Origin of the sequence: Leclercia sp. LTM14 (assembly GCF_023736175.1) — a bacterium.
Lineage (GTDB): Bacteria > Pseudomonadota > Gammaproteobacteria > Enterobacterales > Enterobacteriaceae > Enterobacter > Enterobacter barmai.
Genome location: NZ_JAIKTT010000016.1, coordinates 47,324 through 63,170, shown reverse-complemented (window position 1 = coordinate 63,170; position 15,847 = coordinate 47,324). Strand labels below are relative to the sequence as shown.

Here is a 15,847-nt window from a genome sequence, read left to right as displayed (position 1 = left end):
CGCCGCCGGGCATATTCGTAAGACGTCTCAAACAGAAGAGTAATTTATGGCTGCAACCAAGCCTGCATTTAACCCTCCGGGTAAAAAAGGTGACATGATTTTCAGCGCGCTGGTAAAACTGGCTGCGCTGATTGTGCTATTGCTGCTGGGCGGCATTATCGTGTCCCTGATTTTCTCCTCCTGGCCGAGCATCCAGAAATTTGGTTTCTCCTTCCTGTGGACCAAAGAGTGGGATGCGCCGAACGATATCTACGGTGCGCTGGTGCCGATCTACGGCACGCTGGTCACCTCGTTTATCGCCCTGCTGATTGCAGTGCCGGTGAGCTTCGGTATCGCCCTGTTCCTGACCGAACTGGCGCCGAACTGGCTGAAGCGTCCGCTCGGTATCGCCATTGAGCTGCTGGCGGCGATCCCAAGTATCGTTTACGGCATGTGGGGCCTGTTTATTTTTGCCCCGCTGTTTGCAACCTACTTCCAGGAGCCGGTGGGCAACGTCCTTTCCGCTATCCCGTTCGTGGGCGCCCTGTTCTCCGGTCCGGCTTTCGGTATCGGCATCCTGGCGGCAGGCGTGATCCTCGCCATCATGATTATTCCGTACATTGCGGCGGTTATGCGCGATGTCTTTGAACAGACCCCGGTGATGATGAAAGAGTCGGCCTACGGTATCGGCTGCACCACCTGGGAAGTTATCTGGCGTATCGTCCTGCCGTTCACCAAAAATGGGGTGATCGGCGGCATTATGCTGGGTCTGGGTCGGGCGCTGGGTGAAACCATGGCGGTGACCTTTATCATCGGTAATACCTACCAGCTCGACAGCGCCTCGCTCTATATGCCGGGTAACAGCATCACCTCGGCGCTGGCTAACGAATTCGCCGAAGCGGAATCCGGCCTGCACGTTGCTGCGCTGATGGAGCTGGGCTTAATTCTGTTTGTTATCACCTTCATCGTTCTGGCGATCTCTAAAGTGATGATCATGCGCCTGGCGAAAAATGAGGGGGCACGCTGATGGCTACGCTCGAAATGCAAAATACCGTGGCGCTGGCGGAATCTCGCCGCAAAATGCAGGCTAAACGCCGCATGAAAAACCGCCTCGCCCTGACGCTCTCCATGGCAACCATGGCATTTGGTCTGTTCTGGCTGATCTGGATTTTGTTCTCCACGGTGACGCGCGGTATCGACGGCATGTCCCTGGCGCTGTTCACCGAGATGACGCCGCCGCCAAATACGGCGGGTGGCGGTCTGGCTAACGCCCTGGCGGGCAGCGGCCTGCTGATCCTCTGGGCGACTGTTTTCGGCACGCCGCTTGGCATCATGGCGGGGATTTATCTGGCAGAGTACGGCCGTAAATCCTGGATTGCGGAGGTGATTCGTTTCATCAACGACATCCTGCTCTCTGCCCCATCGATTGTGGTCGGCCTGTTCGTTTACACCATCGTGGTGGCGCAGATGGAACATTTCTCCGGCTGGGCGGGCGTGATTGCGCTGGCGCTGCTGCAGGTGCCTATCGTCATCCGTACCACCGAGAACATGCTGAAACTGGTGCCGGACAGCCTGCGTGAAGCGGCTTACGCGCTGGGCACGCCAAAGTGGAAGATGATTTCTGCCATCACCCTGAAAGCCTCCGTCTCGGGGATCCTGACAGGCGTGCTGCTGGCCGTTGCCCGTATCGCCGGTGAAACGGCCCCGCTGCTCTTCACCGCGCTCTCCAACCAGTTCTGGAGCACGGACATGATGCAGCCGATCGCCAACCTGCCGGTGACGATCTTTAAATTTGCGATGAGCCCGTTTGCCGAATGGCAGTCACTGGCCTGGGCCGGGGTACTGATTATTACCCTGTGCGTACTGTTACTGAACATTCTGGCGCGCGTGATTTTCGCGAAGAAGAAACACGGTTAATTATTGACGGCGTGGCACTCTGCGGCGCCGGATGAGGAAATGAGTCAATGAGTATGGTTGATACTGCCCCGGGTATTCTTTCGGTTCGTGATCTGAACTTTTACTACGGTAAGTTCCATGCCCTGAAGAACATCAATCTGGATATTGCCAAAAACCAGGTAACGGCGTTTATCGGTCCGTCTGGCTGCGGTAAGTCCACGCTGCTGCGTACCTTTAACAAAATGTATTCGCTCTATCCGGAGCAGCGCGCTGAAGGCGAAATCCTGCTGGATGGCGACAACATTCTCACCAATACCCAGGATATCGCCCTGCTGCGCGCGAAAGTGGGTATGGTGTTCCAGAAACCGACGCCGTTCCCGATGTCCATTTATGACAACATCGCTTTTGGTGTGCGCCTGTTTGAGAAGCTCTCCCGCGCCGATATGGATGAGCGCGTGCAGTGGGCATTGACCAAGGCCGCATTATGGAACGAAACCAAAGATAAACTTCACCAGAGCGGGTACTCTCTCTCCGGTGGTCAGCAGCAGCGTCTGTGCATTGCGCGCGGTATCGCTATCCGTCCTGAAGTGTTGCTGCTGGATGAGCCGTGCTCAGCGCTGGACCCGATCTCCACCGGGCGTATCGAAGAGCTGATCACCGAGCTGAAAGCGGATTACACCGTGGTGATCGTGACGCACAACATGCAGCAGGCTGCCCGTTGTTCCGACCACACTGCATTTATGTACCTGGGCGAGTTGATTGAGTTCAGTAAAACGGACGACCTGTTCACCAAGCCTGCGAAGAAACAAACAGAAGACTACATCACCGGACGCTACGGCTGATTCAGGAGTGCGCAATGGATAATCTCAATCTTAATAAACACATTTCCGGCCAGTTTAACGCCGAGCTGGAAAGTATCCGCACCCAGGTGATGACCATGGGCGGTATGGTAGAGCAGCAGCTCTCAGACGCGATCACCGCGATGCACAACCAGGACAGCGAGCTGGCGAAGCGCGTGGTGGAAGGCGACAAAAACGTCAACATGATGGAAGTCGCTATCGATGAGGCCTGCGTGCGCATTATCGCCAAGCGTCAGCCAACGGCGAGCGACCTGCGTCTGGTTATGGCGATCATCAAAACCATCGCCGAGCTGGAACGTATTGGCGACGTGGCGGACAAAATCTGCCGTACTGCGCTGGAAAAATTCTCCCAGCAGCACCAGCCGCTGCTGGTGAGCCTCGAGTCGCTGGGCCGCCACACCGTGCAGATGCTGCATGACGTGCTGGATGCCTTTGCGCGTATGGATCTGGATGAAGCGGTGCGTATTTACCGCGAAGACAAGAAAGTCGACCAGGAATATGAGGGCATTGTGCGTCAGCTGATGACCTACATGATGGAAGATACGCGTACCATTCCAAGCGTACTGACCGCGCTGTTCTGCGCTCGCTCTATCGAGCGTATCGGTGACCGTTGCCAGAACATCTGCGAATACATCTTCTACTTCGTGAAGGGGCAGGATTTCCGTCACGTCGGCGGGGATGAACTGGATAAAATGCTCGCGGGTAAAGATCCGAAAGAGTAACTTGCTTTAACATGCCCGGCGGCGCTGCGCTAACCGGGCTGACATCATTCACAGGCCGGATAAGCGCTAACGCTATCCGGCTTTGTTTTTTTAGCGGGTGATATTCCAGCCGCGCGCTTTCCACAGTTCCGGCAGCTGCGCCAGCTCGGTGAAGACAGTGACCTTTGGATGGTCGAGCGGCGGGTTGTGCGGATCGGCACAGAAGTAGAATACCTCCATGCCTGCGGCGATCCCCGCCTGCGCGCCTGCGCTGGAGTCATCCACCAGGATGCAGTTCTCCACGTTGACGTTCATCGCTTTCGCCGCATGGAACATCATCGCCGGATCCGGCTTCCAGCGCTGGATATCGTAACCGCTGAACAGTTTTTCCGGGAAATGGTGCAGCATCTGCAGTTTGCCAAGGGAGTGCTGCATTTTGCTGACCGGGCCGTTAGAGACCACGCACATCGGCACCGCCATGGCGTCCAGCAGGGTGTCCGCACCCGCGATGACTTCCAGTTCGGAGTCGAAAAGGCGTGCGACTTCGGCGCGGTAAACAGGCTCCAGATCCGCTTTCGCGAGGCTAACGCCGTGTTCAGCGTTGATGATGTCGATGATCTCGTAGAGCTTCACGCCCTTAAAGCGTTTGAACGTCTCTTCGAGATCGAGCGTGATACCAAATTCCTGGAACATGGTGACATACGCCCGGGAACAGATGACCTCACTGTCGACCAGCGTACCGTCGCAGTCGAAAAATACCGCTTCAATCTGAGACATGCATTTCCCTTTTTTTAACAAGTTTAACGTTTACGTACTACATAACGTTGAGACGCAATCGTTGCCGTATAAGCAAATTCAATGAAAAAAAGTGCCTCTCAACCGCCCTTATTGTCGCATTTTGGTATAGGATAGCGACGGATTTTCCCTCCTTGTTCGGAAATAGATGATGAGTCAACAACACACTACCCAGTCTTCTGGCGCGGGTTTGCTTGAGCGCGTGTTTAAACTGCGCGAACACGGCACGACGGCACGCACCGAAGTGATCGCCGGTTTCACTACCTTCCTGACGATGGTCTATATCGTTTTCGTGAACCCACAAATTCTGGGCGTTGCTGGCATGGATACCAGCGCCGTCTTCGTGACTACCTGTCTTATCGCCGCCTTCGGCAGCATCCTGATGGGGCTGTTCGCTAACCTGCCGGTTGCTCTGGCACCGGCGATGGGTCTGAACGCCTTCTTCGCCTTCGTCGTGGTTCAGGCGATGGGCCTGCCGTGGCAGGTGGGCATGGGGGCTATCTTCTGGGGTGCCGTCGGTCTGCTGATCCTGACCATTTTCCGCGTGCGTTACTGGATGATTGCCAATATCCCGGTCAGCCTGCGCGTGGGCATCACCAGCGGTATCGGCCTGTTCATCGGCATGATGGGGCTGAAAAACGCCGGTGTGATCGTGGCGAACCCGGAAACGCTGGTCAGCATCGGTAAACTGACCTCCCACAGCGTGCTGCTGGGGGTGCTGGGCTTCTTCATCATCGCTATTCTGGCCTCGCGTAATATCCACGCGGCGGTGCTGGTGTCGATTATTGTCACCACCCTGCTGGGCTGGATGCTGGGCGACGTGCACTATAACGGCATCGTCTCCGCGCCGCCGAGCGTCACCACGGTGATTGGCCATGTCGATCTGGCGGGCTCGCTGAACCTGGGTCTGGCTGGAGTGATCTTCTCCTTCATGCTGGTGAACCTGTTTGACTCCTCCGGTACGCTGATTGGCGTGACTGACAAAGCCGGTCTGGCAGATGAAAAAGGCAAATTCCCGCGCATGAAGCAGGCGCTGTTCGTGGACAGTATCTCCTCCGTGACCGGCTCCTTTATCGGTACGTCGTCTGTAACCGCCTACATCGAATCTTCTTCCGGGGTTTCGGTCGGTGGCCGTACCGGTCTGACCGCGGTGGTTGTCGGTCTGCTGTTCCTGCTGGTGATCTTCCTCTCTCCGCTGGCCGGTATGGTGCCGCCATACGCTGCCGCCGGTGCGCTGATCTACGTGGGCGTGCTGATGACCTCCAGCCTGGCGCGCGTGAAGTGGGATGACCTGACCGAAGCGGTTCCGGCCTTTATTACCGCGGTAATGATGCCGTTCAGCTTCTCCATTACCGAAGGGATTGCGCTGGGCTTTATCTCTTACTGTGTGATGAAGGCGGGTACCGGACGCTGGCGTGAGATCAGCCCGTGCGTGATGGTCGTTGCGCTGCTGTTCATTCTGAAGATTGCGTTTATTGATGCCTGATAAAAGCAAAACGGCAACCCGAGGGGTTGCCGTTTTTAATGTGCCTTACGCTTTAACCCGCTGAATATACTTCCCGAATGCGCTCAGCTGGCCGCTCAGATGATCCAGCGTGCTCTGGTCAACAACTTCACCCGTCTGTGGGTCGACCTTGTTCTGAATCACGCCCCCCATAAATTCCGGCTTGTTCATCACCATCGCATCCAGGAACACCAGGATCTGACGCAGGTGATACTGGCAACGCGCGCCGCCGATAGCCCCCATTGAGCTGGTCTGGATCAGCACCGGTTTACCCGCCAGCGGCTGTTCCGGCAGGCGAGAGAGCCAGTCAATGGCGTTCTTTAAGCCTCCCGGCACGGAATAGTTGTATTCCGGGGTGACAATCACCACGCCGTCTGCCTGGCGGATCTGCTCTGCCAGCGCTTCTACCGCAGCCGGGAATCCCTCTTCCTGCTGCACATCCGCGTCGTACAGCGGAATATCACCGATCGACGGCAGGGCGGTAATTTCCATCCCCTCAGGTGCCAGCTTCGGCAGGGTGCGGGCAACTATCCCGTTAAATGAACCCTTGCGCAGGCTTCCCAGTAACGTAACAACATTCAACGTATCAGACATCACTACTCCTTCTTCATCATGATGGCCCTGCTGAAGGGTCAGGTGAGGATAATCGCTTTTTCCGCCGGTAGACTGGTCAGCCGCATCAGGCGAGCCGCCGGTTCGTTGGCGCGGGCGGGAACGTCCGGCAGGCTTTGCCATCCAAGGCGCCCGTCGAACTCCCAGATTTTTAGTCTTTCAATGGCCGGGGTGACGGCAATCGACCAGATCAGCACGTCTTCGGCGTCGCTTAAGGCTTCGACCTGCGCGGCTCTGGAGGCCCGCAGACGACCGGAACCCGGTAACAGTTGCAGCAGGCTGGCGCAGTCGTTGGCCTCGCCTGACAGCTTACGGATGCACTGGCGCAGGGTAATCAGCTGCGCTCTGGCTTCATTGGGGTCGTTCTGATTACGCACCCATAAGTTCTCGTTGCTGGACAGCGGGTAGGTGTCATGCGCGTGGGTACCATCCAGGCTGCGAATGGTTCGCTGCAGCTCCATATCCAGACCGCAGTCGCCCTCGGTGGTCAGCACCAGACCCACGATATTGCCGGCGTAGGCAATAGAAAAACGGGGAAGCTCTGGATCGGCAAACACCGGGCGACCCTCAGGTTCGGTAATCACTTCCGGCAGCTCGCTGGTGCCGTAAAGCATAAACATCAGCTCCGCGAGCAGCGCCCGGGAGGCCAAAAAACGTATTCGACGATGTTCAGGAAGCTTTCGCGCTTCGTTGTGGCAGGATGGCGAGAGCCTGGTCGAAACCACCCATCCCTCGGTCAGCGTCCCTCTTGCAAAATGCGTAGCCATTTTTCACTCCATGATAATGGTTAGTCGTCAGGTTAAACGGTTACATGATTATCGCTTAACTTGCTTACTGTTTTAATGGCTAAATGGGGGTAATGGAAGTTTTGCTGCGGAACTTTACATTTTCTTAGCCAAAAACCAGACATTTAGCGCAACGGCGAACCATACAGCGCCTTAATGGTTTCTCTCAGCCAGAGGGTTTTGGGATTATGGCTGTTACGCTTATGCCAGATCAGGGTAAAAGGCACGGTGAGCTTTTGCGCCTGCGCTTCATCAATGGGGATCGGCAGGGTAACCAGCTTACGCTGGTGAAGCTGATTATAGTGATGGCAGTAGTGCGGTGCCGTCGCAATGTAGTTATGGCCCGGCTGCGCCGCCATAAACATCGACTGCTCGAATCCGGGCAAGCTCATGGCGATATTACGCGTCCGCCCCATCTCTCTCAGCACCTCATCCAGCGCCCAGGTGTCGCTACGCTCCCAGAAAATGCTGATATGCGGATAGCGCAGGAACGTCTCCAGGTTCCACTCTTCCTGGAGGGCCGGGTGATCCTCGCGCAGATAGACGCACGGACGGTCGCTGAACAGAATTTCGTAATCAAGAAACCACGGCATCAGCTTCAGCAATTCACGGGAGCGGGGGTGCGTTTCACGGCCGGTAAAACCGAGGTCGACCTCTCCGCGGGTAATAGCGTCCAGCGAATCGTAATCCCAGTGGCGCATCTTCACGGTCGCCTGGGGATAACGCTGATTCACCTGCTCCAGCAGGGCGTTAAAGCGGATCAGCATCAGCGGCGTTTCTGCCGCCAGCTCAAAGGTCAGGCCGCCGGGGGAGTCATGGTGGAATTTATCGAGGATCTGATTGCCAATCTGCATCCAGTCGGCCAGATCCTGCTCCAGACTCACCGTCAGCGGAGTCGGCAGCAGCCCCAGCGGGGTCTTCACAAACAGCGGATCGTCGAACCAGTCGCGCAGCTTCGCCAGCGACTTACTCACCGCGGACGGCGTGACGTTCATCCGTTTCGCGGCTTTGGTGACGCTGCGCTCCTGCAGCAAAAGCTGCAGGCACAACAACAGGTTAAGATCGAGATTGCTGAGGGGCTTCTTCATGTTGCGCTGCGGGCCGAATGACCATAAGTAGGATGATGCAGAGCATGCTACAGCCAATCAGAACCCCGATCAGCATATTCAATGCATTCAGCCCGATTATTGCTGCCAGCCAAATCCACAGCGATGAGCCGCAAACCTGAGTGATGCCCAGCATCGAACTGGCCACGCCCGCGCGCAGCGCAAACGGGCCTAACGCCTGGCTCATCGCCACGCCAAAGCCCACCGAGAACCCGGCGCAAATCAGGGTGATACCTGCCAGCATCAGGGTTGATGAGCTGGCGGTCGCCAGAAGCATGCCTGCCGCCAGGAACAGCACCTGAGAGGTGAGCATCAGCGTGCGCTGGCTGAAGATATTCAGCGCAAACGGCGTCGAGAAGGATACGGCCATGCTGACCAGGGCGGTTAACGCCATCACCGTGGAATATTCCCCGCGATCAAAACCCATGATTTCCATTAATAACACCGGGGAAACGTTTACATAGGTCAGGATCACCGCCACGCTCAGGGTAGTGATCAGCAATCGGCTGATGAAGAAGCGGTTGAGCAGCTTCTCTTCCGGCGGCACCGACGCGGCATGGCCCCGGTTTTGTGCCCCGGGATGGGTCTCTTTCAGCACCGCGATCGACAGGATAAAGACCAGCATCCCCATTGCCGCCATCGTCCAGAACAGGCTCTGCCACGGGAATTGCAGCATGATCAGGTAGCCCACCACCGGCGCCAGCACCGGGATAATGCAGGTGATGCCGTTCATCATGGAGAGCACTTTGGCGCGGCGCTGGGTGCTTAAGGTATCGCGCAAAATCGCAAAGGCCACCACGTAGCAACCGCCCGCGCCGATGCCCTGGATAAAGCGCCCGGACAGGAACAGGGTGCTCTCCTGCGCCATTGAACAGAGCACCGAGGCGAGGGCGAAAATCACGGCACCGGTAATGGCGATGGGCTGTCGCCCCGCTTTGTCGGCAATCTTCCCGGCAAACACCATCGATGACGCCATCCCCGCAAGGTAGGCTGAAAACGCGATATGCAGCTGCGCTTCGCTGGCGCCCAGATCCCGGGCGATGTGCGGCAGCCCCACCAGATACATATCGATGCCTGATGGATAAAGCAGCACCAGCGCAAAACTACAAAACAGAAAACGAGCCATAAAACCCCCATAAATGCAGGCAAGAAGAATAGGGGGAGAGAGCGTTATTAGCGAGTTGCCATTTGGACAAAGGTGATTTCCTCGCAGGAAATCACCTCAGAAAAGGGGCGGGCTCAGCCAAAGCGCGGCAGGAAATTAAAGACATTGCCGAACCAGCAAACAATGACCGCGACCCCGAACAGGATCACCAGCGAGGGGATCATCATCCCGCCCCAGACGGTGAACATCTTATTCGGGAACTTTTTTCGCGCTTTCAACGCCAGAACCGCTGGGATAATCACCGCCCAGATGGTCGCACACAACCCTGCGCCGCCAATACCGTAGATAAACCCGTTCGGGAAGATCAGGTACAGAATCGTAGGAGGCAGGAAGGTCAGCATGACTGTTTTCAGACGACCTGACGGGGAATTGTCGAGCTTAAAGAGGTCGGCAAGATAGTCGAATAACCCCAATGTGACGCCAAAGAAGGAGCTGGCCACCGCTAAATTGGAGAAAACCAGTAAGCAAAATTCGATAACCCCGTGCTGCCGGGTACCGAGGAAGGATTTCACCAGTGAATCGACGTTGCCCCCTGACGATATGATCTCGTTGAAGCTGTCGCGGGTAATATTCCCCATCGTGCAGTACAGCCAGAACAGGTAGATAAATAGCGCCAGCAGCGAGCCAAACACCAGGCTTTTGATCAGCTTATCTTTCCGCTTGCCATAGCAGATGATGAGACTGGGAATGTTGCCATGAAAACCAAAGGATGCCAGACAGACGGGCAGGGCCATAAAGATATAGGGGAAGTAGGAGTTGTTGCTGGCTGAGGTGACGTTGATATCTCTTAATATCGAGTAGTCAACCTGGAAGAAAAAGGAGCCAAATACAACGATAAAGGCGATGATCTTAATGCCTAAAAACAGCGAGGTAATTCTACTGGCGGCTAATGAGCTAAACCACAATACGGCAGCGACGAAGAGCGCTGTACTGACACCCACAATGCGGGGATTGACGTGCGTCCCCTGATTCATGGCGATGGTTTCGCTGATTATTGCGCCGTTGGCGGAGATATAGGCATACGTCAGGATATAAAGAACAAATGCAACCGTTAAACCGCTGACTATATTCCACTTGTTACCAATCAGATCTTTGGTGACCGTATTAAAACTTGAGCCGACAGGATAATTTAAATTTGCTTCCAGTAATAACAGCCCGGAGTGAAGCATCGAAAACCAGGCAATAATTAAAATAAACGCGCCCCAAAAAAACCACGCCCCTGCCAAATCCACGGGTAAAGCAAACATCCCCCCGCCAATAACCGTACCTGCTATAACCATGACACCCCACACCGAGGAGTGTTTAGTCTCTAACTCTAAAGTCTGTTCCATGGTGCCCCCATCAATGTGGCAAGCTTGACGTTGTTAATCGTTTTTGCGGGTGGATAAACTTATTTAGCCACCCGGGGAGAGACGTTAAACTTCTTTGAGTTTTGCAGTGAAGTGGCGTAATACTTTCGGTTCGTAGGTAAAGGTTAATCCCTTAATATTCATCGCATTTTCTTTAACGTGCTTAAAGGCTTCGACGATGAAATCCATATGGGATTGCGTGTAGGTTGCGCGCGGAATGGTTAAACGCAGTAACTCTGCCGGGCAGGGTAACTGTTTGCCGGTTTTCGGATCGCGGCCTAACAGGAACGAACCGATTTCAACTGCGCGAATACCTGCGACTTTATAGAGCTCACAGGCCAGCGCCTGCGCCGGGAACTGCTCTGCCGGAATATGCGGCAACAGCTTGCCCGCATCCACAAAGGCAGCATGGCCGCCCGCCTGCTGGCAAACCACGCCGATAGCTTCCAGACCGTCGACCAGGTATTGCACTTGATTAATGCGGTATGCCAGCCAGTCCTGGCCCATGCCGTCATGCAGGCCGACAGCCAGACGCTCCATGGCGCCCCCTTCAAGGCCGCCGTAGGTCGGGAAGCCTTCCTGGACGACGCATAAGGTTCTGCATTCGGTATAGACGTCGAAGTAGTCGTCATTCTTGATGCACAGCAGCCCACCCATCGGCACCATGGCATCTTTTTTCGCCGACATGGCCAGCATATCAGCATACTTGTAGGTTTCGCGGGTAATCTCGGCGATGGTCCAGTCTTTATACTCCGCTTCACGTTTTTGAATGAAGTACGCGTTTTCAGCGAAGCGTGCGGAATCCATGACCACCGGGATATCGTATTTTCTGGCAATCGCATACATCGCCTTCAGGTTCGCCAGCGACACCGGCTGCCCGCCAGCGGAGTTGCTGGTGATGGTCGCGACAATATAAGGCACATTGCTCGCACCCACTTCCTCGATGCCGTTTTCCAGACCCTGCAGGTCAAAGTTACCTTTAAAATCGTAACGGACGCCGGTATCAAAGGCTTCCTTGATATAGACGTTGCGCACGGTGCAGCCGTTTATCTGGCTGTGGCCCTGGGTGGTATCAAAGAAGTAGTTTGAGAAGGCGACCATCTTCGAGCGGTCTAAACCCTTTTCCTGCTCGCGTTTTTTGATTAAGACAGGAATATAGATCTGCTCCGCGCCGCGTCCCTGATGGGTTGGAATAGTATATTGATAGCCGAAAATCTCATTCACGGCGTTGGACAGCGCATAGTAGCTGCGGCTGCCGCTATAGGCTTCGTCACCGCGCAGCATGGCGGCCTGCATATTTTGGGTGACCGCACCGGTGCCGCTGTCGGTCAGTAAATCAATAAACACGTCTTCGCTATCCAGCAGGAACGGGTTCATGCCTGATTTAATAATAGCGTTTTCGCGATGCTCCCTTGTGGTACGTTTAACCGGCTCAATAACTCTGATGCGAAATGGCTCTGGTAAATGTTTGAAGTTTTCCATTATATAATTCCTGTTTTTATCGCAGCGGTGCTGGTGGTTATTTTAAATAACCATAAATAGCGGCAAGCCTGAGCTGGATATAACGCCACGCAGTAGGGAGAATAATTCTCACCAACACAGACGTGCAGAGGCGCTATTGCGGTTCTACAAGCGCAATGATTTCAGGCATACCGGATAAATAGAGTGTTAGTCTATTCAGGTTGCATAGAGAAAATGAGGCGAAGGGAGATTACGGATGGTGATTGACAATTTTATTGTCAATATTGAACCACTTAGAGGTGATGTATGTATTTAAGATAATCGTCATTGATTTATCCTCATTAGACACGCTACTACACTATTCGAATGAGAATGTTTGTCTATGTGCAGAGATATTAATTGTGATTGTAATCACACAGAATATAGCTGATATATTTGGTATTTATTCAGCTAATACAGAAAAGAAAAAAGCCGCAATAACATGAACGTTATGCGGCTTTTTAACAGAGGGCTGAAACGGACTTATTTCCCGATACAGAAGCTGGAGAAGATCCGCCCCAGCAAATCATCCGAGGTAAACTCCCCGGTGATCTCGCTTAACGCCTGCTGGGCCAGGCGCAGCTCTTCCGCCAGCAGTTCTCCGGCCCAGGCGCCGAGCAGCTGGGCTTTGCCCTGATCCAGATGCTGTGCCGCCTCTTCCAGCGCCTGCAGATGGCGACGACGGGCGAGGAAGCCGCCCTCCATGCTGGTATCGAAGCCCATGCTCTGCTTCAGGTGGTTGCGCAGCTCATCCACGCCCTCGCCGGTACGCGCCGACAGGCGAATGAGTGAGTGACCGTTCACATCGCTGAGGCCCAGCGTTTCACCGGTCACGTCCGCTTTGTTACGCACCACGGTGATCGGCAGTTTTGCCGGCAGGCGGGCGATAAAGTCCGGCCAGATCTCTGCCGGGTCTACGGCGGCGGTGGTGGTACCGTCCACCATAAACAGCACCCGGTCGGCCTGCTCGATCTCCTGCCAGGCGCGCTCGATACCGATGCGCTCCACTTCGTCGCTGGCATCACGCAGGCCCGCGGTGTCGATGATATGCAGCGGCATACCGTCGATATGAATATGTTCCCGCAACACGTCGCGGGTAGTACCGGCTATGTCGGTCACAATCGCCGCTTCACGCCCCGCCAGGGCATTCAGCAGGCTCGATTTCCCGGCGTTCGGACGTCCGGCAATCACCACCTTCATCCCTTCACGCAGCAGGCTGCCCTGACGCGCTTCGGCGCGTACCGCGTCGAGATCGGCCATCACGTCGTTAAGCTGGGCTTCGATTTTGCCGTCGGAGAGGAAGTCGATCTCCTCATCCGGGAAATCAATGGCCGCTTCCACGTAGATCCGTAGGTGAGTGAGTGCTTCCACAAGATGGTTTACGCGAGCGGAGAACGCCCCCTGCAGCGAGTTCAGCGCGGAGCGCGCGGCCTGCTCGGAGCTGGCGTCGATCAGATCGGCAATCGCTTCAGCCTGGGCCAGATCCAGCTTGTCGTTAAGAAACGCCCGCTCGGAGAACTCGCCCGGTTTGGCGATGCGCACGCCCGGCAGGGTCAGAATGCGTTTCAGCAGCAGGTCGAGGATCACCGGCCCGCCGTGGCCCTGCAGTTCGAGCACGTCTTCACCGGTGAAGGAGTTAGGGCCCGGGAACCACAGCGCGATACCCTGATCCAGAGCCGTACCGTCGTTATCCTTGAAAGGCAGATAGTCGGCGTAACGTGGCTTTGGCAGTTTGCCCAGCACCGCTTCTGCCACCTCGCGCGCCTTCAGGCCGGAGATACGCAGAATGCCCACACCACCGCGTCCCGGTGGGGTTGCCTGGGCGACGATAGTGTCGTTATGGCTCATTGTTTGTCTCTTCTTAATGCAATAAAAAAGGCGGTCAATAGACCGCCCTGTCATCACTGTTCTTTATGCCGGGTGGCGCTTCGCTTACCCGGCCTACTGAGGATCAGGAATTTTTCTTTTCGCGGCTATGCAGGCCACGTTTTTCCAGACCACGGTAGATCAGCTGCTGCTGAAGGATGGTCACCAGGTTGCTGACGATATAGTACAGCACCAGACCTGACGGGAACCACAGGAAGAACACGGTAAAGATGACCGGCATAAAGGTCATGATCTTCTGCTGCATCGGGTCGGTCACGGTGGTTGGCGACATCTTCTGGATGAAGAACATCGTCACGCCCATCAGGATCGGCAGGATGTAGTACGGGTCCTGTGCGGACAGGTCATGGATCCACAGAGCGAACGGCGCATGGCGCAGCTCAACGGAGCCCATCAGCATGTAGTACAGCGCAAGGAAGATTGGCATCTGGATCAGCAGCGGGAAGCAGCCACCCAGTGGGTTCACTTTCTCGGCTTTATACAGGGCCATCATCTCCTGGCTCTGACGCTGTTTGTCATCGCCCAGACGCTCACGCATCGCCGCAATCTTCGGCTGCAGCATACGCATCTTCGCCATGGAGGTGTACTGCGCTTTGGTCAGCGGGTACATGATGCCACGAACGATGAAGGTGATAACGATGATGGAGAAGCCCCAGTTACCCAGGAAGCTGTGGATCCACTTCAGCAGTTTGAACAGCGGCTGAGAGATGAACCACAACCAACCGTAGTCTACGGTCAGATCCAGGTGCGGTGCCACGGCAGCCATTTTGTCCTGGATTTCCGGACCAACCCACAGGGTGCTGGCCAGGCTACCGGTTTGACCCGGCTGAACCAGAACCGGCTCAGACTTATAGCCGATCGCGGCAATACCGTTACCGAGGTTCGCAGTGTAGAAATTATTGGAACCCGCGTTATTCGGTACCCATGCGGTCGCGAAATACTGTTGCAGCATCGCCACCCAGCCGCCTTTCGAGCTGACGTTCAGGTTTTCGTTATCGGCGATGGTGTCGAATTTGTATTTCTCGTACTTGGTATCTGGCGTGGAGTACGCCGCGCCACGGAAGGTGTGCAGCGCGAAGTTGCTGCTTCCAGTGTCACGGTGAGACGGCAGATTGATGGACTGCTTCAGCTGACCGAAGGTGGAGAGCTCCAGCGGTTTCGCACCGGTGTTCTGCACGCTATAGCCCACGTTCACCGCATATTCACCGCGTTTCAGGGTGAAGGTTTTGGTGAAGGTGTTGCCGGCCGCATCAGTGTAAGTCATCGGGATCGCGATTTCGTTCTGGCCATCGGCCAGCACAAACGCATCTTTATCGACGTTATACAGCGGACGAGCGCCGTTAGCCGGGTTATCCGGGCCATCACGACCGGTCAGGCCGCTCTGTGCCTGGTAGATAAACTGCGGCGTGGTTTCCAGTAACTGGAACGGCTCGTTAGAACCGAGCTCTTTCGGGTAAGTCACCAGCTGCGCCTGCTCAACATCACCACCACGGGTGTTGATAGTCAGCTCAAGCACATCGGTCTTAACCGTAATCAGTTTACCCTGGCCACTGGCCGGTACGCCCTGGTCGGCGGCGCTACCCGCTGCGGTGGTCGTTGTCTGCGTGACCTGCTGCTGAGGTTGAGGATTTTTGTCCTGCTCCCAAGCCTGGAAGATCATGAAAGACACGAACAACAAAGCGATGATAAGAAGATTGCGTTGCGAATCCAT

The 15,847-nt window shown here is 55.5% G+C and carries 15 protein-coding genes; 5 read left to right on the top strand and 10 right to left on the bottom strand.

Going from position 1 to position 15,847, the window contains the following annotated elements; all coding sequences use genetic code 11:
* The first annotated feature begins 46 nt into the window (after positions 1 to 46).
* Genes pstC through phoU form a run of 4 tightly spaced genes read left to right on the top strand, consistent with a single transcriptional unit; the run spans position 47 to position 3,457 of the window.
* Positions 47 to 1,006, top strand: a complete 960-nt coding sequence (gene pstC / locus K5I40_RS22800; RefSeq protein WP_032615515.1) for a phosphate ABC transporter permease PstC — start codon at positions 47 to 49, stop codon at positions 1,004 to 1,006.
* Positions 1,006 to 1,896, top strand: a complete 891-nt coding sequence (pstA, locus tag K5I40_RS22795) for a phosphate ABC transporter permease PstA (RefSeq protein ID WP_039032222.1) — start codon at positions 1,006 to 1,008, stop codon at positions 1,894 to 1,896. The genes pstC and pstA overlap by 1 nt, the downstream gene beginning before the upstream one ends.
* A gap of 47 nt (positions 1,897 to 1,943) precedes the next feature.
* Positions 1,944 to 2,717 (top strand): phosphate ABC transporter ATP-binding protein PstB, encoded by a 774-nt coding sequence (gene pstB / locus K5I40_RS22790; protein WP_039032223.1) that lies wholly within the window; start codon positions 1,944 to 1,946, stop codon positions 2,715 to 2,717.
* A gap of 14 nt (positions 2,718 to 2,731) precedes the next feature.
* Positions 2,732 to 3,457 carry a phosphate signaling complex protein PhoU gene (gene phoU, locus K5I40_RS22785; protein ID WP_039032224.1) on the top strand — a complete coding sequence of 242 codons (726 nt, stop codon included), beginning with the start codon at positions 2,732 to 2,734 and terminating at the stop codon, positions 3,455 to 3,457.
* 90 nt (positions 3,458 to 3,547) lie between these two features.
* Here phoU and yieH read toward each other — a convergent pair whose 3' ends face one another.
* A complete protein-coding gene (gene yieH, locus K5I40_RS22780) occupies positions 3,548 to 4,213 on the bottom strand; it encodes a 6-phosphogluconate phosphatase (RefSeq protein ID WP_223075674.1) in 666 nt (221 codons plus the stop codon).
* Between the two features lie 169 nt (positions 4,214 to 4,382).
* On the opposite strand from yieH, the gene adeP reads away from it, so the two are divergent.
* Positions 4,383 to 5,717 (top strand): adenine permease AdeP, encoded by a 1,335-nt coding sequence (gene adeP / locus K5I40_RS22775; protein ID WP_138370942.1) that lies wholly within the window; start codon positions 4,383 to 4,385, stop codon positions 5,715 to 5,717.
* A 45-nt stretch (positions 5,718 to 5,762) separates the two neighbouring features.
* Here adeP and K5I40_RS22770 read toward each other — a convergent pair whose 3' ends face one another.
* The 9 genes from K5I40_RS22770 to yidC all read right to left on the bottom strand — a co-directional run bounded on the left by K5I40_RS22770 (position 5,763) and on the right by yidC (position 15,847).
* Positions 5,763 to 6,329, bottom strand: coding sequence for an NADPH-dependent FMN reductase (locus K5I40_RS22770; RefSeq protein ID WP_223075673.1), 567 nt, complete (start codon positions 6,327 to 6,329; stop codon positions 5,763 to 5,765).
* A gap of 38 nt (positions 6,330 to 6,367) precedes the next feature.
* Positions 6,368 to 7,114: a 4'-phosphopantetheinyl transferase superfamily protein gene (locus K5I40_RS22765; protein WP_039032228.1), complete on the bottom strand. Its 747-nt coding sequence runs from the start codon at positions 7,112 to 7,114 to the stop codon at positions 6,368 to 6,370.
* A gap of 143 nt (positions 7,115 to 7,257) precedes the next feature.
* Positions 7,258 to 8,220, bottom strand: coding sequence for an HTH-type transcriptional regulator YidZ (gene yidZ / locus K5I40_RS22760; protein ID WP_223075672.1), 963 nt, complete (start codon positions 8,218 to 8,220; stop codon positions 7,258 to 7,260).
* Entirely contained in the window at positions 8,189 to 9,364 is a 1,176-nt protein-coding gene (locus K5I40_RS22755; protein WP_223075671.1) for an MFS transporter, read from the bottom strand. The genes yidZ and K5I40_RS22755 overlap by 32 nt, the downstream gene beginning before the upstream one ends.
* A 113-nt stretch (positions 9,365 to 9,477) precedes the next feature.
* Entirely contained in the window at positions 9,478 to 10,734 is a 1,257-nt protein-coding gene (tnaB, locus tag K5I40_RS22750) for a low affinity tryptophan permease TnaB (protein WP_072036744.1), read from the bottom strand.
* Between the two features lie 84 nt (positions 10,735 to 10,818).
* Positions 10,819 to 12,234: a tryptophanase gene (gene tnaA / locus K5I40_RS22745; RefSeq protein ID WP_138370940.1), complete on the bottom strand. Its 1,416-nt coding sequence runs from the start codon at positions 12,232 to 12,234 to the stop codon at positions 10,819 to 10,821.
* 229 nt (positions 12,235 to 12,463) lie between these two features.
* Positions 12,464 to 12,541 (bottom strand): tryptophanase leader peptide, encoded by a 78-nt coding sequence (gene tnaC, locus K5I40_RS24185; protein ID WP_138370951.1) that lies wholly within the window; start codon positions 12,539 to 12,541, stop codon positions 12,464 to 12,466.
* A 194-nt stretch (positions 12,542 to 12,735) separates the two neighbouring features.
* On the bottom strand, positions 12,736 to 14,100 hold the full coding sequence (gene mnmE / locus K5I40_RS22740) for a tRNA uridine-5-carboxymethylaminomethyl(34) synthesis GTPase MnmE (RefSeq protein ID WP_039032233.1): 1,365 nt from the start codon (positions 14,098 to 14,100) through the stop codon (positions 12,736 to 12,738).
* A gap of 103 nt (positions 14,101 to 14,203) precedes the next feature.
* Positions 14,204 to 15,847 carry a membrane protein insertase YidC gene (gene yidC, locus K5I40_RS22735; protein ID WP_039032234.1) on the bottom strand — a complete coding sequence of 548 codons (1,644 nt, stop codon included), beginning with the start codon at positions 15,845 to 15,847 and terminating at the stop codon, positions 14,204 to 14,206.